A 21,971-nucleotide genomic window follows, 5' to 3' on the forward strand; every position below is an offset into this window, starting at 1 on the left:
TATCCTTACGATTTTTTCTGCTGACTCGTCAATTCGAACGGCAATATGGTATAATTAATAACAATTTTCATTTAGGAGGCAATTTTCGTATGCGAGAGGATACAAAGGTTTATGATATTACAATTATAGGCGGGGGACCGGTCGGCTTATTCACCGCTTTTTACGGCGGGATGAGACAGGCAAGCGTCAAAATTATCGAAAGCCTGCCTCAGCTCGGCGGACAGCTTAGCGCCCTATACCCTGAAAAGTATATATATGATGTAGCGGGATTCCCGAAAATCCGCGCGCAAGAGCTTATCAATAACCTAAAAGAGCAAATGGCGAAATTCGACCAAACCATTTGTCTGGAGCAAGCGGTTGAATCAGTTGAGAAACAAGCGGATGGCGTGTTTAAGCTTGTAACAAATGAAGAAACCCACTACTCTAAAACAGTCATCATTACTGCAGGAAATGGCGCATTCAAACCGAGAAAGCTGGAACTTGAAAATGCCGAGCAGTATGAAGGCAAAAACCTCCATTACTTCGTTGACGATCTGCAAAAATTCGCCGGCAGACGCGTTGCGATCCTTGGCGGTGGAGATTCCGCGGTTGACTGGGCGCTTATGCTTGAGCCGATCGCAAAAGAAGTATCGATCATTCACCGCCGCGACAAGTTCCGTGCGCACGAGCACAGTGTGGAAAACCTTCATGCGTCGAAGGTTAATGTCCTGACACCATTCGTCCCTGCGGAGCTGATCGGCGAAGACAAAATTGAACAGCTTGTGCTTGAAGAAGTGAAAGGCGACCGCAAAGAGATTTTAGAAATTGATGACTTAATCGTCAACTACGGTTTCGTTTCATCTCTTGGACCGATCAAAAACTGGGGCCTGGACATCGAGAAAAATTCCATTGTCGTAAAATCAACAATGGAAACAAATATCGAAGGTTTCTTTGCAGCAGGTGACATTTGTACATACGAAGGAAAAGTCAACCTGATTGCCAGCGGCTTCGGTGAGGCACCGACAGCAGTGAACAACGCCAAGGCTTACATGGACCCGAAAGCCCGCGTACAGCCTCTTCACTCAACAAGTCTTTTTGAAAATAAATAATAAAAAAAGGAGCTTGTGTCTGCGACACAGCTCCTTTTTTTATTTGAAGATATTTATATAATTCAGTGCGGTTCCAACAACCAGCGCAATCACAAGTGCTGCGACTACCCAGATCATTGTCATAATAATGCGGTCTTGAATCTTTTGGGACTTCGGTGTTTTTTCTTCGTTTTGGGCCATCTTTTTTGCTCCTTTCACATGTTCATGCCATAAAGAAAGCCTGGTGCTGAACAACCAAGCTTTGCTGAACGTATATCATTCGCGTTTTGATCCGCTCTCTAAGACCATTCGTTAAAACTATGATACCTAAACTCACTCTGTATGACAAGCTTAGGCACTCGCACCACACCTGCCACAAAATAATAATGTTTGACATCATAAATAAAACAGAGTACATTATAGAAGGCGAACATTTCATATAATATACTTTTAAATATTCGTTTTTAGGAGTGAAAACCATGGAAAACGTATTTGATTACGAAGATATTCAGCTAATTCCTTCAAAATGTATTGTAAATAGCCGTTCAGAATGTGATACATCCGTACGTTTAGGCGGACGCACCTTTAAATTACCCGTCGTCCCTGCCAATATGCAGACGATTATAGATGAAAAGCTTGCGATTCAACTAGCCGAAAATGGCTACTTTTATGTCATGCACCGATTTGAGCCTGAAACACGAATTGATTTTATTAAAGATATGAACGCACGCGGATTATTCTCTTCTATCAGCGTGGGCGTCAAAGAAGAGGAGTATGAATTTGTCTGCCAGCTGGCAGAAGAAAATTTGGCTCCTGAATATGTGACAATAGACATTGCCCACGGGCACTCAAATGCTGTCATTGAAATGATTCAGCACCTCAAAAAACATTTGCCGGACAGCTTTGTGATTGCTGGCAATGTCGGAACGCCGGAAGCGGTCAGAGAGCTTGAAAATGCGGGAGCGGATGCCACTAAAGTCGGCATCGGACCGGGAAAAGTATGTATTACGAAAATCAAAACCGGCTTTGGCACAGGCGGCTGGCAATTAGCGGCGCTGCGCTGGTGCGCCAAGGCTGCGAGCAAACCGATTATCGCCGATGGCGGCATCCGCACCCATGGCGACATCGCAAAATCAATCCGATTCGGCGCAACGATGGTCATGATCGGTTCACTATTTGCCGGACACGAAGAATCACCAGGCCAAACGATCGAAAAAGACGGAAAGCTTTACAAAGAGTATTTCGGCTCAGCCTCTGAATTCCAAAAAGGCGAAAAGAAAAATGTCGAAGGCAAAAAAATGCACGTGGCCCATAAAGGCTCAATTAAGGATACATTGATTGAAATGGAGCAGGATCTTCAATCTTCTATTTCTTACGCAGGCGGAACAAAGCTTGACGCCATCCGCAATGTGGATTATGTAATTGTGAAGAATTCGATTTTTAACGGGGATAAATATTAATCATAAAAAACGCCAAGTCAGCGGCGACGCTTGACTTGGCGTTTTCTGTTACTTCTTCAGCAAAGTATGCTTATATTCGCTTTTTGAATGTATCTTTCATCAGTTCTGCCATTTGTTTTGCATTTGGATTTTCTTCATGTTGCAACTGATCAATGATGTTCATATAATCTGTTTCATTTCGGTTCTGGCTTAATTTATATGCCGCCTGAATGTCTTCCACCTTAATCTTAAATCCAACAATACCTTTCAATTCACGTTCTAAGAGTTTTGGAGAAAGCTTATCCCATAAAACAGGATGATCACGATGTTTTTCGTATTTCTCCAGCATGATTGTTAATTCTTCTGCTAGTTCATCTTTCTCTAACATACTTGCTTTTCCATACATGTGGACAGCCTGATAATTCCACGTCGGAACATTTTCGCGTGAATACCAGGAAGAAGAAATATAAGCGTGCGGTCCCTGAAACATCACAAGCACATCTTCACAGGCTTCAAACGTTCTCCACTGAGGATTTCCATAAGCGAAATGCCCCGTAATATAGTAATGATCGCCTTTTTTATGAAATCCTAACGGCAAATGAGTGGCAATTGGTTTTCCTTGTTCTGTTGTGACAATCGTACCAAAGGCGTTTTCTTGTACAAAATTCCAAATGTCTTCAGCATTTGTGACCTTAAAATATTTTGGAATATACATCAATATCCACCCTTTGAAAAATATGATGTGAGCGTTTTGGTCATGATTAAGTCTGTTTGTTCTTCATCCCCCATATAAAATGAGTGGGCGCCAGTCTGAACAAACCCCATTTTCTTATAAAAGGCAATGGCATTTTCGTTTTTTTCCCATACACCTAGCCAAATGTTCTTTTTATTACGTTCCAGCGCAATTTCTATCGCTTTATTCAGCAGATGTTTGCCAAGCCCATGCTTTTGAAAGTTGTTCTTTATATAAATTCTCTCGATTTCAAGTGATTCAGCGCCCATTTCTTCAGACTGCGCATGATCGATGTTGACTTTTACATATCCAGCGACTTCATGATCAAAGTAAACAAAAAAGAATTCCGAAGACATATTGGATAATTCCTTTTCCAACTGCTTCGTGTTAAATGCCCTTTCTAAATAGGCTTTCATATTTTCAGGTGAATTCTGATCTTTAAAAGTGTCGTTGAATGTTTCGATACTCAATTGTTGGAGTATTTGTAAATCTTCCCGGCTACATTTTTTAATGTTTACACTCATGTTCGGACTTAGCTCCTTTATATAAAATCACGGAACAGATACTGACCTTGTTACCATTCCACCAAAAATCTTCTCCATCATCAACTCCTCAATGTTATTTTTGTTGCAATTGCAATAAAATACTATGTATTAAATATAGCGTAACTTCGCTGTATTTACAACAAAATACAAAATAACGACAATACAGCATTTCTCTGTCCGAAACACTCGGACCTCTGCTTCATTTTTAAAATGCAGAGCATAATAAAAACGCCTCCCTTAACGATAATTTATCGCTAAGAAAAGCGTCAGTAATAATCGCTATCCGTTTTTAGTGCTTAGCACTCTTCAGGCTTGCCTGCATTCGTTGCTGTTCTGAACGAAGAACCGCAGCCGCATGAAGCGATGGCGTTTGGATTGTCGATGGTGAAGCCGCCGCCGAGCATGGATTGCTTATAATCAATCACGGTGCCGTTCATGATGTCGAGGCTTTCTTTGTCAACTAGAACAGTGATGCCGTGCTGGTCAAACACACTGTCTGATTCACTCTTTTCATGCTCAAAGCCCATGCCGTAAGAAAGCCCGCTGCAGCCGCCGCCTTTGACGCCTACGCGCAGAAATGCGTTTTCTTCCTCATGCTCTTTCATCATATCTTTTATATGCAAAGCTGCTGCTTCTGTAATTGTTACCGGGTTGCTCATCATTGTGAACCTCCTTTTAAAAACCGGTTGCTGTCTTTTATTATAAACATGATCGTCCCAATTCTCAAACAAGGTGTTTTACAAGAAATAGACACCCTCACAAACGGTTTCGGCCGGCCCTGTCATCATCACATGGCCGTTATCTTTCCAGTTTATCACCAAATCACCGCCTGCTAAATGCACCGTGATGTCTTGATTTCGTTTTGATACGCCGTTCAACACAGATGCGACAGCCGCTGCACATGCCCCTGTCCCGCATGCCTGTGTAATGCCTGATCCCCGTTCCCAGACGCGGAAATGCAGTTCTTGTTCATTCACGGTTTCGACGAATTCCACATTGACGCCTTCCGGAAATCTCGGGTCTTTCTCAATCACCGGTCCCAGTGTCGTTAAAGGTGCCTGTTCGATGTCAGCGATTGGAAAAACGATATGCGGATTTCCCATTGAAACGGCAGTGCCTGTTAGCTCAACTTCACCAAATGCCATGGTTTCATTGATTGTGTGCTCTTCCCCGCCGTCAAGCATCGGGAGTTCGGATTTTGATAAGCGCGGTTCGCCCATATCGACAGTGACCACATTCACTTTTCCATTTTCAACTTGAACCTCCGCTTTCACAAGCCCGGAGAGGGTTTCAATCAGAAAAGATGTTTCCTCAACCAGCTTATGCTCATATGCGTATTTTGCGACGCAGCGCAGGCCGTTGCCGCAGTTTTTCCCTTCAGACCCGTCATTATTAAAAATCCGCATTTTAACAGGCGCTTGATCTGATGGGCATATCAGGATCATTCCGTCAGAACCGATCCCTGTATAAACAGAAGAAACCTGAATTGCAATCTCTGACAGTTTTTCTTCAGGAAGCTGTTCTTCAAATTGATTCACATAAATATAATTGTTTCCCAGGCCGTGCATTTTGGTAAATCGAAATGAGTTCATAGGTGCCTCCAACTTTTTTCTTTTTCTTAGTATAAAAGCTATTATAAACGGACACAATACAATTATCCCCCGTTTTTCATACATAAAAGCTCCTTGCACTGACGCAAGGAGCTTTTATTGTTTATATAAACATGCCGGCAATAGCTGCGCTGAGCAGATTGGCTAATGTTCCCGCAAGAACAGCCTTCAGGCCGAGACGTGCGATATCCGAACGGCGGCTGGGCGCTAATCCGCCAAGCGTACCAAGCATAATCGCAATTGAGGAAAAATTCGCGAATCCGCATAACGCAAAACTGATAATGGTAGCCGTTTTCTTAGAAAACTCGCCGATGTGCGGACCGAAATTAGAATAAGCGACAAACTCATTCAGCACCAATTTCTGGCCGATATAGCTTCCAGCCTGCAATGCTTCATGCCAAGGCACGCCAATCAAAAAGGCGATAGGAGAAAACACATAGCCGAGAATGGATTCTAATGTGACGCCTTTTAAGCCGAACAAACCGAAAGCCCCGCCGAGAATACCGTTTACTACAGCGATTAACGCAACGAACGCTAGCAGCATCGCCCCAACATTTAACGCAATTTGCAGTCCTGTTGACGCTCCCTTTGCAGCTGCGTCAATGACATTGGCTGCGCCTTCGCCTTCATCCATTTTAAAATCGCTATTTACGGTTTGCGTTTTTTCCGTTTCGGGTATAATCAATTTACCAAACACAAGTCCAGCTGGAGCAGCCATAAAGCTGGCCGCCAGCAAGTATTCAATCGGAATACCAAGAAGCGCGTACCCAAACAAGGTAGATCCCGCAACAGCCGATAGTCCGCTCGTCATAATCGTAAACAACTCAGAGCGCGTCAGCCCGGCAATCAGGGGCTTGATCACTAACGGAGATTCTGATTGTCCTACAAAAATATTGGCAGCAGCAGCCAGAGATTCCGTTTTGCTTGTTCCAAGGAGCTTCGACAATCCGCCGCCAATGACACGGAAAACGAGCTGCATGATTTTCAAATGATATAAAACTGCAATCAGTGCTGAGAAGAAAATGATAACGGGCAGTACACTTAATGCAAATGCCGGACTGTCGCCGACCTTTAAAAGCGGTCCAAAAATAAAACTGATGCCTTCATTCGCATAGTCAATCAGAAGCTGTACACGGCTTGAAAACCATAAAAAAACAGCGCGTCCCGCTTCCCATTTCAACACGATGTATCCAAACGCCACCTGTGTGCATAAACCAACGATGACGGTTCTTATCTTAATATTGCTTTTCTTTTCTGAAAATAAAAACGCGATAGCAATGATCGCAACTGCGCCCAGCAGTCCCCACAGAACATTCATGAATACTCGTACACCTCTTAAATTTTATTTAAAAAAATATCTTTTATACGATAACAATAATATTTTTTGATGTCTACACATTTTTTTAGTTCTTTTGTACGACAAAATAAAAAAGGGCCTGTCCAGGCCCTTTTCTTTAAAACATTGGATTTTCTTCAATAAAGGTATATATATTCTCAACAAGCTCAGCAGGCGTTTCACCCATGACGACTTCTCCGTTTACCAGAGCGAAAAGCGATTCCATACATGTCCCGCAGTAGCTTAAGCAGCCGTATTCAAGGACATCCAGGTTGGGATCCTTCTCTAAAATCGCCCTAGCTTCCTGAGAGCCGTGAGCCAGATTGCTGACACAAAATTCAATCATTGGATTCATGCGGTTTCACCTCACATACATCCATTATCGCGAATTTTTTACGATTCGTCAAAGACAACGGACTGTTCAAGATTTATTATCGTAACATATCATTTCTTGTATAACGTTTTACTAATTTGCGCTTTCAGGCTAAATTGTAGGTTATTTTGAAACTATTATTGTGATTTTAGATCAAATTCGATATAATTCTAGATGTTATTTTACATAGTTCGTATTTTCTTCAATGTGTCTATCATACTCTTCGGATTAAAGGGGAATTCAAATGAAAAAATTGGTCTTGATCGGCGGAGGTTACGGGAACATGCGTGTTCTTCATCGCTTATTGCCAAACCAGCTGCCTGATGATGTTTCAATCACGTTAATTGACAGAAATCCTTATCACTGCTTGAAAACAGAATATTATGCCCTTGCCGCAGGCACAATTTCTGACCACCATATCAGAGTGTCATTCCCAGAGCACCCTCGCCTGGATGTCCAATACGGTGATATCACATCAATTGATATTGCACAAAAACAAGTGCTGTTCCAAGATCGTGAACCGATTTCTTACGATGACGCCGTCATCGGGCTCGGCTGTGAGGATAAATATCACAACGTGCCGGGAGCGCCTGAATTCACCTACAGCATTCAAACCATCGATCAGTCCCGTGAAACCTACCAAAAGCTGAATAACCTGAGCGCTAATGCCACCGTCGCCATTGTCGGAGCGGGCTTAAGCGGTGTTGAGCTTGCAAGTGAATTGAGAGAAAGCCGTGATGACCTGAACATTATTTTGTTCGACCGCGGTAATCTCATTTTATCAAGCTTTCCCGAGCGTTTGAGCAAATATGTGCAAAAATGGTTCGAAGAGCACGGTGTCCGCATTATTAACAGGGCAAATATCACAAAAGTAGAAGAAGGCGTTGTGTATAACCACGATGATCCGATTTCTGCAGACGCCATCGTGTGGACTGCCGGCATACAGCCAAACAAAGTTGTCAGAGACTTAGATGTGGAGAAGGACGCACAAGGGCGTATTGTATTAACGCCTCATCACAATCTTCCAGGTGATGAACATCTGTATGTTGTCGGCGATTGCGCCAGCCTTCCCCATGCACCGAGCGCCCAGCTGGCAGAGGCTCAAGCAGAACAGATTGTCCAAATCTTGCAAAAACGCTGGAATGGAGAAGCCCTGCCTGAATCAATGCCGCAGTTTAAGCTGAAAGGCGTCCTCGGTTCACTTGGAAAAAAAGCCGGCTTCGGGCTTGTTGCTGACCGTCCGCTGATCGGCCGTGTTCCGCGTATGCTAAAATCCGGCTTGCTGTGGATGTACAAACACCATAACGGTTAATGATAGAGAAGAACCGCTGATTAGGTCAGCGGTTTAAATGATTACAAACGGCTAAAACGGTTTTAGTTTTAGCCGTTTTCATCTTTTCAGCGTGTTTGAAAACCCTTGAAGTCTATGAAAGGTGAGCATTGGAGCGGAGCGAATGTTTTCATTCGTGAGCACCAACGCACAGGCTTGACAACGAATGCGAGGGTTTGTCCACACGCTGGAACCGCTGATCAAGTCAGCGGTTTTCTATATACCCATGCTTCTCCATTTCCTCATAAACGTCTTTTAATTTTGGATTGCCTTCACCGACAATTTTGTCTTCTACGAGTACAAGCGGATAAAAATACTCGTCATTTCTGATTTTTTCCGCAAGCTCTTTCGCCTGTTCATTGTCAGGCGGCTCATGAATATCAATGTATTGCATCTCAAAAGGCTGATTCGGATATTTTCTTTTCAGCGCAGCCTCAAGCCACTCGTATGTATCCTTGGCTGTCGGCATATTGACACAGCTCGCACAAACGGTTTCTGCCCCGTACACGCTGAGCATGATTGGTTTCATCACTGCAAATGCCCCCTTCTCCTAGGTAAGTCCTTTCTTTAAGTATACAGAGCCAAAGGGCGTTTTTATAGAAAAAAACCGTTTTTGTGTTGAAGTCTGAATGTGCTATAATAGGGAAAGCAACTTTGCAAACCAAACAATAGATTTTTATTGTTACACTGAATATAATGGTTTTATGACGACGAAAGGAGCGAATGTCATGACTGAAGTTGAAATGAAAGAACAGGTGCAGGAAGTACTGGACAAACTTCGTCCGTTTTTACTTCGTGACGGCGGTGACTGTGAGCTTGTAGACGTAGATGAAGGTATTGTTAAGCTTCGTCTTCTAGGCGCATGCGGCAGCTGCCCAAGTTCAACAATTACGCTGAAAGCCGGAATTGAGCGCGCTCTTCTAGAAGAAGTGCCGGGTGTCGTTGAAGTAGAACAAGTCTTTTAATCAAGCAGCCAGGCTGACATTTAATCAGCTTGGCTTTTTTTATTAGAGATATTGGTCAAACCATGAGCTTATATAATTCAGGCGCTTGATCCGCTGTCTTGGGTGTCCGGTGCGTGACAAATTGTGCGACGCTTTCGGAAAACGGACAAGCATCGTTTCCTTGCCCATTTTTTTCAGAGCGATAAACAGCTGCTCCGCCTGCTCGATCGGGCATCGGTCATCCCGCTCGCTATGCAGAATCAAAAGCGGTGTCTTAACGTTTGCTGCGTATTTTAGAGGAGACCGGTCCCAGAGCTTTTCTGTGTCCTCAAACATGTCATGCTCAAGCTGCCAGTCTGTAAAGAAATAACCGATATCACTGACGCCGTGAAAGCTGATCCAATTTGAAATCGAACGCTGGGTGACGGCAGCTTTAAAGCGGTTCGTCTGCCCGACGATCCAGTTGGTCATAAAACCTCCGTAGCTTCCGCCCGTGACGCCGAGCCGCTTAGGATCAATATGCGGATCTCGTTTGATAGCCTCATCCACAGCCTGCATCACATCGTCATAATCCTTTCCCCCATAATCTCCTCTGACTGCATTCACAAATTCCTGCCCGTAGCCGTGGCTTCCCCTCGGATTGATATAGACGACCGCGTATCCCTTCGCCGCCAGCACTTGAAACTCATGAAAATATGTATGCCCGTACATCATATGAGGACCGCCGTGTATGCTGAGAATAAGTGGATATGCTGTTTCACCTTCCATTTGTGCAGGCTTCATCAGCCAGCCGTTCACCGTCACGCCGTCTTCTGTGACATATTGAATCTCTTCAGGCATTGAAATCGCATGCTCACTGACAAACTTGTCATTCACGCCAGTCAGCTGTTTTTCTTCCTGTCCAAGCGGGATACTGTAAAGCTCACTCGGTCTGTCCGGCTTTGTCACACTGGCCATAAAGTGCTGTTCATCAGGTGAAAGAGAGAAGCTATTGATGTACTCCTTTTCCAGACGAATCGGATACACAAGGCCTTCAATCGAAATATAATAGATTCCCGTGCTTCCTTGATCTGTGCCGATAACATAAAACCCTTGGCAGTCTTTCGTCCAAATCGGACGCTGTTCGGCACCTCCGATCAATGAATCTCCAATCAGCGCATCCGCTAAATGAACGTCCAGCATCTCAGTCAGACATGTGAGGCGGCCTTGTTCGATATCATAGAGCCACGCCTTTGAGAGCGTTGCATTCTTATATTCCTTTTCATTTCCAAGCAAAGCAAGATACCTTCCGTCTGGTGAAAATGAACTCGATCCGAATGAGCCGCGATGAGGTGTAACCTGCTTTAGATCACCAGACGCCAGTGACATCATGTAAACATCATGTGGCTTGCTGGCATCATCCGTTTCAGTTAAATTAGCTGAGAAAACAAGCCATTTTCCGTCAGGAGAAAAAGCAGGATCGCCATGGTCGGCTTTGTGATTTGACAGCTCCTTCATCTCGCCAGACTTGACGCTGACAAGCACAAGCTGGGCATACGCACCTCTCGTCAGCCCTTTGCCGTCCCGTTTATAGGAGAGACCATGAACTTCAACAGGTTCATAGCTGTCCTGCTCCAATTTTTCTTGATCATTAGCACTTTCTCCCTCTCCCAAATTGACAGTGACAAGAATCGATTCACCGTCTGGGGACCATAGCGGCTTTGACACGCCATATGGGATATCAGTCAGTTTTCTTGCTTCTCCGCCTTCAGTGCTCATGATATACAGCTGTGCTGCATCCCCGTCACGATCAGAAATAAAAGCAAGCGTGCGCCCGTCCGGAGACCATCTTGGGTCGGTGCTTCGCTTTTCTCCATGTGTCCAAGGAACAGACCCGCCTGTTTTTGTTTCGTAGATCCAAATATTTGATGTATACGAATCTTTCTCTTGGTTTACTTGTGACTTCACAAATGCGGCACGGGTGCCGTCTGGGGCGTATTGAGGATCGGTTACAGAGACAATCTCTGTGATGTCTTCTGCGGTTATCAGCTTTTTCATATTCATATCTCCTCCTTTTTACATGTATTTCGTTTTCCTAAATAAAAACTCCTTTATCTCCAGCAAAAAAAGCGCCCTCAGCTGACGCTGAGTGACGCTTGGCATGATCTATACACTTTTTACTTGGTATAAAGGGTTTCGCTCTATTATACTTCCCTCTTTCGGAACGGTCAAAGCGTCCACTTCACAATGAGGGAAATGAAGCGCGAGCTGTTCCTTCAGCTCTTCTCCCTTTCCTTTTTCGGTCATGACGAGAATCGTCGGGCCTGCCCCGCTGAGCGCCGTTCCATATGCGCCCTTCATCTCGGCGACGTGTTCTACTTTAGACAGCTCAGGCACTAGCATCGCCCGGTACGGCTGATGAAATATATCCTTTTTCATCATTTTCCCGACGAGCGGCCAATCCTTGGACATAATCGCAGCAATGAGCATATTGCTGACAGCACTTGCTTTTACGGCATCGGCATATGGAAACTCCTTCGGAAGCACGTCTCTTGCGTCTCTTGTCAGCACTTCGTAAAAAGGAATGACAACGACAACGTCAATGTCGGCATCCGGGACGCGGATCATTTGGGTCTCGTCATCCTCATGCAGGCCGATCACAAGTCCGCCAACGAGAGACGCGCCAGCATTGTCCGGGTGTCCTTCTTCTAGACTGGCTACATGCAGCTTGTCCGCTTCAGACAGCTTTAGGCCGCATAATTCATCAGCCAGTTCAATGGCCGCTACAATCGCCGCGGCGCTGCTGCCAAGGCCGCGTGCAAGAGGGATGTCGCTCCACACCTTCACATGGACAGGGGGCATTTCTTTTCCGTATAAATCTGCGGTCCGTTTAGCCACTTGATAGATCAGGTTATCTGTACCCGCCGGAATTCCGGCGACTGTTTCTGTTTCAGCTTCAAATGACCATTTGTCGCTTTCAAAGACGGTCAGCTTCAAATATCTGCTAAGCGCCATTCCGACTGAATCAAAGCCGGGGCCCAGGTTAGCCGTGCTTCCGGGAACAGTGACAGAGAACAGCATGTCGGCTTCGTTCATACACGGGCTGCTCCTTTTATATATTCGAGGATGCTTTCTTCATCAGTCGGCAATATGACGGGCTTGATTTCGGAAATGTCGACCGCTGTGTTCGGATCTTTCAGTCCGTTTCCTGTTAACACAGCCACGACCTTGCTGCCTTTCGGAATTTCCCCGGATTTCACCTGTTTCAGCACTCCTGCGATAGACGCGCAAGAACCTGGTTCTGCAAACACGCCTTCTTCACGGGCAATCAGCTGATAGGCGTGAAGGATTTCATCATCAGTAACTTCGTCAATTTTCCCATCGGATTCCTCGGCTGCCTTTACCGCTTTGTCCCAGCTTGCCGGGTTTCCAATCCGAATGGCCGTCGCTATTGTTTCCGGATTTTCAATCACTTCATTGCGCACAATTGCCGCAGCGCCCTCCGCTTCAAAGCCGCGCATTTTTGGAAGGCCTGTGCCGTTTTTCTCATGATATTCCTTGAAGCCTTTCCAGTACGCAGTGATATTTCCCGCGTTTCCAACTGGGATCGCTAACACATCCGGCGCTTCCCCCAGCTGTTCGCACACTTCGAAGGCAGCAGTTTTTTGGCCTTCAATGCGGTAAGGGTTGACTGAGTTGACAAGGGCAATCGGTGATTTCTCACAGATGGAACGGACAATTTTAAGCGCGTCGTCAAAGTTTCCGTCAATTGCGATAATCTCGGCTCCGTACATGACTGCTTGAGCGAGTTTTCCAAACGCAATTTTTCCGTTCGGGATAATGACGATGCATTTCATGTTAGCGCGGGCTGCATAGGCTGCCGCAGCAGCGGAAGTGTTACCTGTTGACGCGCACATAATTGTGTCATTGCCTTCTTCTTTTGCCTTCGCCACAGCCATAACCATTCCGCGATCTTTAAATGATCCAGTAGGATTGACGCCCTCCGTTTTGACATGAAGCTCAATTCCGAGCTGCTCAGACAGCTTCGGCAGGTGAATAAGAGGCGTGTTTCCTTCATGTAAAGTAAGCGCCGGTGTTTGATCTGTTACAGGTAAAAATTCTTTATATTGATGGATAAGTCCTTTCCACATTAGCTCCAACCGTTCCCTTCTACACGATATGTGCTTTTGACTTCTTGAACGACTTCCAAATCATTTAGATTTTGCAGGATATCACTGAAATCAGCTTCTGATGTATGGTGTGTGACAATTACGATTTCTGCTAACTCATCATGGCCTTTAATTGGCAGCTGAAGAATTTTCTCAAAGCTCACGCCCCGTTCTGAGAACACAGACGTAATTTTCGAGAATGAACCAACCTCATCTTTTACATGAATTCTTAAAAACTGCTGTGCGTAAATGTCAGACGGCGATTTCATGTTTTTCTCATATTGCGGCCCGACAAAGCTATTGCCGGTTACGCCGAGGCGCATATTTTTCATGACAGCGACAAGGTCAGAAACAACGGAGGTCGCTGTCGGCATGCTTCCGGCTCCCGGTCCGTAGAACATCGTCTCACCGACAGCCTCGCCGTATACATAAACGGCGTTAAACTCATTATGAACAGCAGAAAGTGGATGGTGGTCAGGAAGCAGTGTCGGCTGTACGCTGACTTCGATTTTGCTGCCGTCACGCTGGGCAATCCCGATCAGCTTCATTGTATAGCCGAGACGTTTGCTGAAGCTGATGTCCTCGTCTGTAATCTGGGAGATCCCCTTTACCTTAACGTCTTCCAAATCCACGTTCATCGAGAAGCCGAGGCGCGCCAATATCGCCATTTTCCGTGCGGCGTCAAGCCCTTCCACGTCTGAAGTCGGATCAGCTTCGGCAAAACCGAGATCCTGGGCTTCCTTGAGCACTTCCTCGTAAGGGCTTTTCTCTTTGATCATTTTTGTTAAGATAAAGTTCGTTGTGCCGTTCACAATTCCCATCATTTTTGTAATCCGGTCTGATGAGAGGCCTTCCTCTAAGGTGCGCAGAATCGGAATCCCGCCGGCAACACTGGCTTCAAAGTAGATATCGCATCCATTTTCCTTCGCTTCAGCAAGCAGCTCGGAGCCGTACACAGCCATTAAGTCCTTGTTTGCTGTGACAACATGCTTTTTCGATCTCAGCGCGTCGACCAAATATTGTTTTGTCTGCTCAACTCCGCCGATCACCTCGATAACGACATCAACATCCGGGTCATCAATGACATCATATACTTCTGTCGTAAGCACTTCTTTCGGCAAATCTACTTCTCTCTTTTTCTCTACATCTTTTACAAGCACTTTTTTTATCGTAACCGGACAGCCGACCTGATGCATAAGCTTATCCTGATGATCTTGAATAATTTTAACGACACCGCTTCCCACGGTACCTAAACCTAAAAGCCCTACACGAATCGCTTTCAAAAAAACTCCACCTTTCTTTTGATTGTCCTCTTGAAAAAGACAATTGTTAACTCAACACAGACATATAAGTTACAAACATTATATAAGCCCGCTCCTGTTTTGACAAGACAGCGATAGGCTGAATTTTTCGAATGTAAACGCTTAACACATTGATATGACAAGATTCTTTATTTTCTAATTATTTTTGTCAGATTTTCTCCTCACCCTGAGCTGCCTTTGCCGAGCCAGCTGACGCGGGGAACAAACAGCTTCTGCGCCCGCATATTCATGAATTCCTGCGCTGTATTGAGAAATTGTTCATAACGCTCACAGTCATTAAGAATAAAGTCAAGCTGTTCTTCAAAATAATGCTTTTCTGATTCTGAAGACATGTAATAGCTTTCCACAATTTCAAAATAATGAAGCGGAAAAAGCAGACGGCTGTATAAAAGGCGTTTCGAAAACGAAGACAGCGGTGTGACTTGCTCGTATTCCTGCAAAAAGAGAAAGCCCTGCTGTTGAAAATCTTGTCTGTGATGCAAAAACGTATGTCTCATATATTCAGCCATATCACGGGAAGCGTGGTCAAACACCCAATCCGCCGGAATCCTGATCAGTGATTCGGGTGACCATGTATGCCTTTCCATCCGCTGATGGCATATCGTTCCTGAATCAGCGGCTTGGGGCTTGTCATCCAGCTCCGTGTCCACTAAATATTGGATCGCGTTTTCTGACAGTCCTAAATAATATGGAAATGACTCGATCATTTTTTTATCGAATGGCTCGTGAGGAGGGCTATGAACCTTTCGCTGCCAAAACACCTCCAGCTGATCAATGCGTTTTCCCCACAGATCCTTCCACTGGCCGATTCTTCCGGCTGCCTTCACCTCATACGGATACCCTCGGCCTTTTCGGTGAAATTCCGCCAGCTCCGCTCCAATGGAGAACGCCCTGTTTGAATAAGGGGGGGCCGCCTTCAGCAGAGCGTACGTTTTTTCTTCATGTTCAAATGTCAGCTCGCCTTCTTTTGTAAAGATAAAAACCGAAACGTATGGGTCACTTTGTTCTTGTAAATACTGACTCATGTAATAAAGCTCCGCCAGCTCTGTATCTGAGAATTGGGAAACGGGGACTATCAGAAAGAATGAATTAGGCGTCTGAAAGCATTGATATGTGTGCTGGTACACGGAGAGCTGCCTGATGTGAATGCCGTATTTTTCTTTTATTGTACCTTTCACCATGATCACCTGCCTGTTGAATTAGGGCTCATCACATCGTAGTCATACACAGCCGGAATTATGAATACATATTTTAATCCAAACAAGGCGCAAGAAAAAGTCGTAAACTTCTCAAACATTTTGTATAAACTAGTAAAAAAGATTGGGTGAAGCTGATGTCAGAAAACGAACAATTCAGTCAGATGGAAGCTAAAGCAAGAGCACGGATGAAGGAGCGCGGCGTAGAGGTATCAGATATTGCCGAGCTTGTCTTTTTTCTGCAGAAAAAATATCATCCGGATTTAACCATTGATGAATGCACGCTGAACGTCAATCGCGTTCTCGCAAAACGCGAGGTGCAAAACGCGATTTTAACGGGCATTGAATTGGATGTTCTTGCTGAGCAGAAAAAACTGTCTGAACCGCTGCAAACGATGCTGGAAATAGATGAAAGCCTATATGGAGTAGATGAAGTTCTGGCATTTTCCATTGTAAACATTTACGGATCGATCGGGTTTACGAACTACGGTTACATCGACAAAGAAAAACCCGGAATCCTTAAACGATTAAATGATAAATCAACCGGCGAATGCCATACCTTTCTGGATGACATCGTCGGCGCGATTTCCGCCGCGGCCTCAAGCAGGCTCGCACACCGCGCGCGGCACACAGAATAAGGGCACCCTTTTGGGGCGCCCTTTTTTTAAATGTATGGAATCCATTCGGTCAGAGAGTCAATGGCGTGAGTCGGTTTTTCCATCTCGTCTGTCATATGTTCTCTTTTCGTTACGCCTGTGTGAACGAGCAGCGTATCCATACCCGCGTTAATGCCGGCCATAATATCAGTCGCGTAGTTGTCGCCGACCATGAGTGTTTCAGACACATCTGTGCCGAGAACGCGCATCGCCTGCTCCATAATGATTGATTCCGGCTTGCCGATAAATACAGGCTGTACACCTGTAGATACGGTTAACACAGATGTCAGTGAACCGTTTCCAGGCAGAAGCCCTCTTTCAGTCGGGATCGCAATATCTCCGTTAGTGGAAATAAAGCGGGCGCCATTTCTGATTGCCAGGCAGCCGACAGCAAATTTTTCGTATGTAATGGAACGGTCGATACCAACAACGACAAAGTCCGCGTTTTCTCCGCCAAATGTCAGGCCGTTTTCTTCAATCGCCTGGCGGATTCCTTCCTCCCCAATCACATATACAGACGCGTCTTTTTTCTGCTGGGCAATATGCTGGGCAGTAGCCATGCTTGTCGTGAAAACCTGCTCTTCTGTTGCCGGAATATCAAAAGACATCAGCTTGTCCGCCACCTGCTTCGGTGTGCGCGAAGAGTTGTTTGTCACGAAAAGATAAGGAACGCCGCGATCTTTCAGCGTTCTGACAAATTCACACGCTTCCTCGATTTTTTCCGTGCCATTGTACATCGTTCCGTCTAAATCAATTAAATACCCTTTATATGTTTTCATTTCCAACACTCCTGTGGCTTTCCAGTTGTTATTTAAACGCGGAAACAGGTCCTAGCTCTGTTTCCAAATAGCTTCTGATCCGTTTCGGGAAGTCTTGAAGGGCTGCTTGATGCGCCTTGATCAGCCTGTAAAGCTCGCCGCTGTCAGCGAGCAGGTACTGTTGAACCAATGTTTTGCGGTAGGCGATCAATTTCTTGAGCTCAGTTCCCTCTTTTTCCGTGACAACTTTTTCATCAACAAGTATGTCCATAATGTCATCATAGCTGCCCGGGTCCCGCATAATAAAACCGTCAATCATGTCATTGCCTGTATCAAGAATGCATTCGATTAACAGATGGCCTATACGCTGAAGCGCCAGTCCCCCGAATTCAGTCTGCCAGTCTGTTTGTGAGTTAAATAGCGCCAGCTGGTGCTCGAAGAACCCCAGTGTTTTCTCTATTTTGTTTCTGTCAACAAAATACATGACAGCATCCCCTTTGTGTATATTTATTTTCTGATCCGTTTCAAGACAAAATACGCACAGCCGAAATTGCAGTATTCGTAAATATATTCATCTAATGTGCTGATTTTCGTTTCGAAGGTTGCCTTTTGATTCTGGTCGTCAAAGAAGCCCTTGAGCCTAAGCTGACCGTATCCCCAGTCTCCCACAATATAATCGTATTTATTTAATATATCGGAGTAGCGGGCTTTAAAAGCCTCTTCGTTGAAGCCGTCTTTGAAATTGTGCACCAATTCAAATTCGGCATTTTGAATAAGAATCATGATTTCACCTCTTTTTCACTCATTCCTATCATAATTCATTGCCCCGTCCCCATCAATTGCTAAAGAATAAATCATGCGATTTGGCTACCCTACACATGAGGAGGGATTGATAAATGAAACGAACTGCCATCAGCCTCTGCCTGCTGACCGGACTTTTATCCGGATGCGGAGGCGCAGGATTGGATAATGCCGAGAATGTCCGCAATCAGACACAGAATCAGACCAAACCCATTCATGTGTCGGATCGCAACGAGGCTTTTAACAGGCATGATGAGAACGAACAATTTGGCTATGTCCGCTATCAAAAAGAACAATTTGACGGCGAACAGCAGAAAACGCCGGTGATGAACCGGGAAGAAACCGCTCACATGATATCAAGTTTAACGGTTCAGCTCCCCCATATTCAAGATGCTGCGACATTGGTGACTGACCGAGAAGCGCTTGTCGTATACAAAACCGATTCTGAAAACCGGGAGCTGACCGCCGATCAGGTCAAAAAAACAGCGGCTTCTGTCATACCGCGATACTATCATGTGTATATTTCCGATAATTCAAACCATATGCAGTCCATCGAAAATTACAGCAATCTCGGCTCTGGTTCCAGAGATATCAGAGAGATCATGTCGGGGACGATTCAAGAAATGAAAACCTCCCCGCAGGGAAGCCCCGTCTCAGAGAATGAAAATGCCAATGGAGAAACACATCAGGACATGAAAATCGATAGGAATGACAAAAACGCCAGATGATCTGGCGTTTTGGCATTACGCTTGTGCTTGACGCTTTTTAGATGCTTCGTTTACCTGTTCATCCGCATGGTAAGAAGAGCGGACAAGCGGACCGGCTTCGCAATGGCTGAAGCCTTTTTGCATCGCGATTTCCTTTAATTCTGCAAATTCATCAGGGTGATAGTATTTTTGGACTTTCAAGTGTTTTTTCGTCGGCTGCAGATATTGGCCGATTGCCATAATATCCACCTTGTTCGCCAAGAGGTCGTCCATTACTTCAATAATCTCTTCTTTGGTTTCGCCAAGTCCGATCATAATACTTGATTTCGTCGGAATGTCAGGCTGCATTTCCTTCGCACGGCGCAAAAATTCCAATGAACGATCGTACGTCGCACGCGCGCGGACTCTTGGCGTCAGGCGGCGAACCGTTTCGATATTGTGATTCAGGATGTCTGGGCGTGTATCCATCAAGGTTTTTAGGTTATCGTAGTTTCCGCCCATATCAGACGGCAGCACCTCAATTGTTGTGAACGGGCTTTTTCTGCGGATTGCACGGACGGTTTCCGCGAAAATGCCTGCCCCGCCGTCTTTCTGATCGTCACGCGCCACAGCCGTAATGACCGCGTGCTTCAGATTCATAAGCGCGACTGAATCCGCTACGCGTTCCGGCTCTTGCAGGTCAAGCTCAGTTGGAAGTCCTGTTTTGACAGCGCAGAAACGGCATGCTCTTGTGCAAACAGAACCTAAAATCATAAATGTCGCTGTACGTCTGACCGCCCAGCATTCATGAATATTCGGGCATTTTGCTTCTTCGCATACGGTATGCAGGTTGTTTTCCCGCATGAGTTTTTTGAGCCCTGTATAGTTTTCATTTGTATTTAATTTGATTTTGAGCCATTCGGGCTTTCTGAGGTGTTCGTCTTTCTTTGCCAATTCCCATCATCTCCAATATCCAATATACTCAATTTCTGACACGAAACATTCTGAAAACGAGAAAGGTGCAGGTTTTATTTCTGCAACAAAAATAATGTTTTTCTAACTAAAGAAAGTCTTTTCTTTAGACACTTTAACATAGGAAAAATTTCTCGACAAGGGAAGATGATTACTGACATTTTTAAGCCGGGTTGCTGCAAACTATGTGTATTCAATATGAAAGGAGATTATTTTGTGAAAGTTTTGTTATCCGCTCTTCTTCTCCTTTTGTTTGCCTTTGAGCCTTCTGCGTCTGGAAAAAAGCTTTCAGATCCAGTGCTGTCGAAACGGATGGAATTATATCATAAAATCGAGGCTGTGACGCAGATCCCTTGGTATGCGCTCGCCGCTGTTGATCAATACGAGGAAAATGTGCGGAGCAACCGGAAAGATCTGCCCGACAAGGCGGGAATCATCAGCATCCATATACCCGATGACATCTGGAGCGGTCCTGAAAACCCAAATCCGAAAGACGATGCGCCGTTAAGCATTAAAGTGTTTGACGGAATCGGAATGGATGGTGATGGAGACGGGAAAGCAGAGGTCAGCAACGATGAAGATATTTTGTATACGTTCAGCCAATACTTGCTGTCGTACGGCACAGATGAGGACAACATCCGCATTGGGCTTTGGCATTATTACCGGCGCGATCAGACAGTGGGGATCATATCTGAATTCATGAAGCTGTTTAAAGCCTACGGCCATATTGACCTGGGCGAGCATGCATTCCCGCTTCCGATCAGAACCGATTACAGCTATCGAAGCACGTGGGGAGATGCCCGCGGCTTCGGAGGAAGACGGATTCATGAAGGTACGGATATCTTTGCCCATTACGGCCTTCCTGTCAAATCCACATGTTACGGCGTTGTCGAAATGAAGGGCTGGAACCGCTTCGGAGGATGGAGAATCGGCATCAGGGACATTAACAATACGTATCATTATTTTGCCCACCTCAATGGGTTTGCCAAAGGGATTAAAACTGGACAAATCGTTGAGCCCGGCCAAGTGATCGGATCAGTCGGAAGCTCCGGATACGGCCCTCCGGGAACCGCCGGGAAGTTCCCGCCTCATCTGCACTACGGCATGTACAAAGACAATGGAAGAACCGAATGGTCATTTGATCCATACCCGCATTTGAGGGCGTGGGAACGATATGAATACAAAAAAAAGAAGTAACAAAAAGCCGCCTCTTCGACAGGCGGCTTATTTGCTGCTTTTTTCTTTTTTTGAATCGGCACCGTCTTCTTCTTTGCTGCTCGGAAGCTGGACAGAAGGCGTGACACCCGAGCCGCCGCTTCCATTATAAAACTGCGGCACCTCGCCCTGCACTGCTTTAATCGATACAGGAACATTATTTGTGACGACAGCGGTTTTGCTGGCAAATGGAATGATGACCTTCACTTTAATTTCGACAAAGATGCTGATATCAATAAGTGCGTTATTTATGCCATACGGCTTGATTTTGGTTTTAACATCTGTAAAAGCGTCACCGATTAAATTGAACCGGACCGGGATTTTCGGCCCGAGGTTTCCAAGAAGGCTGTTGCCGGTTACCTGTCCCAGCGGAATGTTGATCATAATGTTTTCACTGGCGCCGCTGTGTCCGGTATGGGTTTCCATCTCTTTCAGATGAGCCTGAAGCTGCTTTGTCACTTTTGTTTTTACACTGTTTACAACCTGTGTATTAAAATCGATTGTCGTTAAATTTCCGTTTTCATCAGAATTCATTTGAAACATATCTTTCATATTTTCACTGTCAGACATATAGTCCTCAATCGAATCCTGGATCACCTCTGTCGCGATACGCTTCGTTTCCATCTCGCCGATGTCCATTAAAACAGGTTTGATCGAGCCATTGATCATCCAAAGGCTGACCGTTGTTGACAGGATAAAAAAGACAACTGACAGGAGCATCACGTAACGGAAAGGCAAAGGTCCTCTCTTGCGAAAAGGGCCGCGATATCTTGGCAAGAAAATCCCCCCTTACATATCACAATGTATGCTTGTAAGAGGGGACATAGTAATAGCCGGGGC

General features: G+C 45.2%; 25 protein-coding genes. 7 read left to right on the forward strand and 18 right to left on the reverse strand.

Annotation, left to right across the window (positions count from 1 at the left end; translation table 11 throughout):
* The first annotated feature begins 89 nt into the window (after nt 1–89).
* Nucleotides 90–1,088 (forward strand): ferredoxin--NADP reductase 2, encoded by a 999-nt coding sequence (yumC, locus tag MY9_RS16095; RefSeq protein ID WP_003220618.1) that lies wholly within the window; start codon nt 90–92, stop codon nt 1,086–1,088.
* 39 nt (nt 1,089–1,127) lie between these two features.
* Here yumC and MY9_RS16100 read toward each other — a convergent pair whose 3' ends face one another.
* A complete protein-coding gene (locus MY9_RS16100; RefSeq protein WP_014665230.1) occupies nt 1,128–1,268 on the reverse strand; it encodes a hypothetical protein in 141 nt (46 codons plus the stop codon).
* Nucleotides 1,269–1,546: 278 nt separating this feature from the next.
* Between MY9_RS16100 and guaC the strand changes: the two genes are divergently transcribed.
* Nucleotides 1,547–2,527: a GMP reductase gene (gene guaC, locus MY9_RS16105; RefSeq protein WP_014665232.1), complete on the forward strand. Its 981-nt coding sequence runs from the start codon at nt 1,547–1,549 to the stop codon at nt 2,525–2,527.
* Between the two features lie 70 nt (nt 2,528–2,597).
* Here the strand turns inward: guaC and MY9_RS16110 are convergent, their stop codons facing one another.
* From MY9_RS16110 to MY9_RS16135, 6 genes are all read right to left on the reverse strand, one after another.
* The gene (locus MY9_RS16110) at nt 2,598–3,221 is read right to left on the reverse strand and encodes an FMN-binding negative transcriptional regulator (RefSeq protein ID WP_014665233.1); all 624 of its coding nucleotides are present in this window, start codon (nt 3,219–3,221) and stop codon (nt 2,598–2,600) included.
* Complete coding sequence (locus MY9_RS16115; protein ID WP_014665234.1) at nt 3,221–3,763, reverse strand: GNAT family N-acetyltransferase; 543 nt, start codon at nt 3,761–3,763, stop codon at nt 3,221–3,223. Before MY9_RS16115 ends, MY9_RS16110 begins: the two co-directional genes overlap by 1 nt.
* 317 nt (nt 3,764–4,080) lie before the next feature.
* On the reverse strand, nt 4,081–4,443 hold the full coding sequence (locus MY9_RS16120; RefSeq protein WP_003244166.1) for a HesB/IscA family protein: 363 nt from the start codon (nt 4,441–4,443) through the stop codon (nt 4,081–4,083).
* 78 nt (nt 4,444–4,521) lie between these two features.
* Nucleotides 4,522–5,376 carry a diaminopimelate epimerase gene (dapF, locus tag MY9_RS16125; RefSeq protein ID WP_014665235.1) on the reverse strand — a complete coding sequence of 285 codons (855 nt, stop codon included), beginning with the start codon at nt 5,374–5,376 and terminating at the stop codon, nt 4,522–4,524.
* Nucleotides 5,377–5,497: 121 nt separating this feature from the next.
* Nucleotides 5,498–6,712, reverse strand: coding sequence for a NupC/NupG family nucleoside CNT transporter (locus MY9_RS16130; protein ID WP_014665236.1), 1,215 nt, complete (start codon nt 6,710–6,712; stop codon nt 5,498–5,500).
* Nucleotides 6,713–6,848: 136 nt separating this feature from the next.
* On the reverse strand, nt 6,849–7,085 hold the full coding sequence (locus MY9_RS16135) for a YuzB family protein (protein WP_003222913.1): 237 nt from the start codon (nt 7,083–7,085) through the stop codon (nt 6,849–6,851).
* A gap of 262 nt (nt 7,086–7,347) precedes the next feature.
* Between MY9_RS16135 and MY9_RS16140 the strand changes: the two genes are divergently transcribed.
* The gene (locus tag MY9_RS16140) at nt 7,348–8,415 is read left to right on the forward strand and encodes an NAD(P)/FAD-dependent oxidoreductase (protein ID WP_014665237.1); all 1,068 of its coding nucleotides are present in this window, start codon (nt 7,348–7,350) and stop codon (nt 8,413–8,415) included.
* A gap of 223 nt (nt 8,416–8,638) precedes the next feature.
* Here MY9_RS16140 and MY9_RS16145 read toward each other — a convergent pair whose 3' ends face one another.
* Complete coding sequence (locus tag MY9_RS16145) at nt 8,639–8,965, reverse strand: YuzD family protein (protein ID WP_040081940.1); 327 nt, start codon at nt 8,963–8,965, stop codon at nt 8,639–8,641.
* Nucleotides 8,966–9,062: 97 nt separating this feature from the next.
* Here MY9_RS16145 and MY9_RS16150 point away from each other — a divergent pair, with 97 nt between their 5' ends.
* Complete coding sequence (locus MY9_RS16150; RefSeq protein ID WP_010886606.1) at nt 9,063–9,398, forward strand: NifU family protein; 336 nt, start codon at nt 9,063–9,065, stop codon at nt 9,396–9,398.
* Between the two features lie 42 nt (nt 9,399–9,440).
* On the opposite strand, the gene MY9_RS16155 is transcribed toward MY9_RS16150, so the two are convergent.
* From MY9_RS16155 to cotNH, 5 genes are all read right to left on the reverse strand, one after another.
* Nucleotides 9,441–11,414 (reverse strand): S9 family peptidase, encoded by a 1,974-nt coding sequence (locus tag MY9_RS16155; protein WP_041521418.1) that lies wholly within the window; start codon nt 11,412–11,414, stop codon nt 9,441–9,443.
* Nucleotides 11,415–11,522: 108 nt separating this feature from the next.
* On the reverse strand, nt 11,523–12,452 hold the full coding sequence (gene thrB / locus MY9_RS16160; RefSeq protein ID WP_014665240.1) for a homoserine kinase: 930 nt from the start codon (nt 12,450–12,452) through the stop codon (nt 11,523–11,525).
* Nucleotides 12,449–13,507 (reverse strand): threonine synthase, encoded by a 1,059-nt coding sequence (gene thrC / locus MY9_RS16165; RefSeq protein WP_014665241.1) that lies wholly within the window; start codon nt 13,505–13,507, stop codon nt 12,449–12,451. Before thrC ends, thrB begins: the two co-directional genes overlap by 4 nt.
* Entirely contained in the window at nt 13,507–14,808 is a 1,302-nt protein-coding gene (locus tag MY9_RS16170) for a homoserine dehydrogenase (protein ID WP_014665242.1), read from the reverse strand. The genes thrC and MY9_RS16170 overlap by 1 nt, the downstream gene beginning before the upstream one ends.
* A 200-nt stretch (nt 14,809–15,008) precedes the next feature.
* Complete coding sequence (cotNH, locus tag MY9_RS16175) at nt 15,009–16,028, reverse strand: spore coat-associated protein CotNH (protein ID WP_014665243.1); 1,020 nt, start codon at nt 16,026–16,028, stop codon at nt 15,009–15,011.
* Between the two features lie 152 nt (nt 16,029–16,180).
* Here cotNH and MY9_RS16180 point away from each other — a divergent pair, with 152 nt between their 5' ends.
* Nucleotides 16,181–16,681, forward strand: coding sequence for a phosphatidylglycerophosphatase A family protein (locus tag MY9_RS16180; RefSeq protein WP_003243814.1), 501 nt, complete (start codon nt 16,181–16,183; stop codon nt 16,679–16,681).
* 26 nt (nt 16,682–16,707) lie between these two features.
* Here MY9_RS16180 and nucF read toward each other — a convergent pair whose 3' ends face one another.
* Genes nucF through MY9_RS16195 form a run of 3 tightly spaced genes read right to left on the reverse strand, consistent with a single transcriptional unit; the run spans nt 16,708 to nt 18,240 of the window.
* On the reverse strand, nt 16,708–17,478 hold the full coding sequence (gene nucF / locus MY9_RS16185; RefSeq protein ID WP_014665244.1) for a 5' nucleotidase NucF: 771 nt from the start codon (nt 17,476–17,478) through the stop codon (nt 16,708–16,710).
* A gap of 28 nt (nt 17,479–17,506) precedes the next feature.
* Nucleotides 17,507–17,941 (reverse strand): DUF86 domain-containing protein, encoded by a 435-nt coding sequence (locus MY9_RS16190; RefSeq protein WP_014665245.1) that lies wholly within the window; start codon nt 17,939–17,941, stop codon nt 17,507–17,509.
* Nucleotides 17,942–17,964: 23 nt separating this feature from the next.
* Complete coding sequence (locus tag MY9_RS16195) at nt 17,965–18,240, reverse strand: YutD family protein (protein ID WP_003228682.1); 276 nt, start codon at nt 18,238–18,240, stop codon at nt 17,965–17,967.
* A 113-nt stretch (nt 18,241–18,353) separates the two neighbouring features.
* Between MY9_RS16195 and MY9_RS16200 the strand changes: the two genes are divergently transcribed.
* Complete coding sequence (locus MY9_RS16200) at nt 18,354–18,986, forward strand: YhcN/YlaJ family sporulation lipoprotein (protein WP_014665246.1); 633 nt, start codon at nt 18,354–18,356, stop codon at nt 18,984–18,986.
* Nucleotides 18,987–19,001: 15 nt separating this feature from the next.
* Here MY9_RS16200 and lipA read toward each other — a convergent pair whose 3' ends face one another.
* Nucleotides 19,002–19,898, reverse strand: coding sequence for a lipoyl synthase (gene lipA / locus MY9_RS16205; RefSeq protein ID WP_014665247.1), 897 nt, complete (start codon nt 19,896–19,898; stop codon nt 19,002–19,004).
* A gap of 234 nt (nt 19,899–20,132) precedes the next feature.
* Here lipA and lytH point away from each other — a divergent pair, with 234 nt between their 5' ends.
* Entirely contained in the window at nt 20,133–21,113 is a 981-nt protein-coding gene (gene lytH / locus MY9_RS16210) for an L-Ala--D-Glu endopeptidase (protein WP_014665248.1), read from the forward strand.
* 27 nt (nt 21,114–21,140) lie between these two features.
* Here lytH and yunB read toward each other — a convergent pair whose 3' ends face one another.
* The gene (yunB, locus tag MY9_RS16215) at nt 21,141–21,908 is read right to left on the reverse strand and encodes a sporulation protein YunB (protein WP_015483652.1); all 768 of its coding nucleotides are present in this window, start codon (nt 21,906–21,908) and stop codon (nt 21,141–21,143) included.
* Nucleotides 21,909–21,971 lie beyond the last annotated feature (63 nt).

The organism is Bacillus sp. JS (assembly GCF_000259365.1).
In the GTDB taxonomy this organism is placed as follows: Bacteria; Bacillota; Bacilli; order Bacillales; family Bacillaceae; genus Bacillus; species Bacillus stercoris.

Bases quoted from the DNA above. Each gene is read 5' to 3' on its own strand.
- yumC (WP_003220618.1), top strand. From the start codon at position 90: ATGCGAGAGGATACAAAGGTTTATGATATTACAATTATAGGCGGGGGA.
- MY9_RS16100 (WP_014665230.1), bottom strand. From the start codon at position 1,268: ATGGCCCAAAACGAAGAAAAAACACCGAAGTCCCAAAAGATTCAAGAC.
- guaC (WP_014665232.1), top strand. From the start codon at position 1,547: ATGGAAAACGTATTTGATTACGAAGATATTCAGCTAATTCCTTCAAAA.
- MY9_RS16110 (WP_014665233.1), bottom strand. From the start codon at position 3,221: ATGTATATTCCAAAATATTTTAAGGTCACAAATGCTGAAGACATTTGG.
- MY9_RS16115 (WP_014665234.1), bottom strand. From the start codon at position 3,763: ATGAGTGTAAACATTAAAAAATGTAGCCGGGAAGATTTACAAATACTC.
- MY9_RS16120 (WP_003244166.1), bottom strand. From the start codon at position 4,443: ATGAGCAACCCGGTAACAATTACAGAAGCAGCAGCTTTGCATATAAAA.
- dapF (WP_014665235.1), bottom strand. From the start codon at position 5,376: ATGAACTCATTTCGATTTACCAAAATGCACGGCCTGGGAAACAATTAT.
- MY9_RS16130 (WP_014665236.1), bottom strand. From the start codon at position 6,712: ATGAATGTTCTGTGGGGACTGCTGGGCGCAGTTGCGATCATTGCTATC.
- MY9_RS16135 (WP_003222913.1), bottom strand. From the start codon at position 7,085: ATGAATCCAATGATTGAATTTTGTGTCAGCAATCTGGCTCACGGCTCT.
- MY9_RS16140 (WP_014665237.1), top strand. From the start codon at position 7,348: ATGAAAAAATTGGTCTTGATCGGCGGAGGTTACGGGAACATGCGTGTT.
- MY9_RS16150 (WP_010886606.1), top strand. From the start codon at position 9,063: ATGTGCTATAATAGGGAAAGCAACTTTGCAAACCAAACAATAGATTTT.
- MY9_RS16155 (WP_041521418.1), bottom strand. From the start codon at position 11,414: ATGAAAAAGCTGATAACCGCAGAAGACATCACAGAGATTGTCTCTGTA.
- thrB (WP_014665240.1), bottom strand. From the start codon at position 12,452: ATGAACGAAGCCGACATGCTGTTCTCTGTCACTGTTCCCGGAAGCACG.
- thrC (WP_014665241.1), bottom strand. From the start codon at position 13,507: ATGTGGAAAGGACTTATCCATCAATATAAAGAATTTTTACCTGTAACA.
- cotNH (WP_014665243.1), bottom strand. From the start codon at position 16,028: ATGGTGAAAGGTACAATAAAAGAAAAATACGGCATTCACATCAGGCAG.
- MY9_RS16180 (WP_003243814.1), top strand. From the start codon at position 16,181: ATGTCAGAAAACGAACAATTCAGTCAGATGGAAGCTAAAGCAAGAGCA.
- nucF (WP_014665244.1), bottom strand. From the start codon at position 17,478: ATGAAAACATATAAAGGGTATTTAATTGATTTAGACGGAACGATGTAC.
- MY9_RS16190 (WP_014665245.1), bottom strand. From the start codon at position 17,941: ATGTATTTTGTTGACAGAAACAAAATAGAGAAAACACTGGGGTTCTTC.
- MY9_RS16195 (WP_003228682.1), bottom strand. From the start codon at position 18,240: ATGATTCTTATTCAAAATGCCGAATTTGAATTGGTGCACAATTTCAAA.
- MY9_RS16200 (WP_014665246.1), top strand. From the start codon at position 18,354: ATGAAACGAACTGCCATCAGCCTCTGCCTGCTGACCGGACTTTTATCC.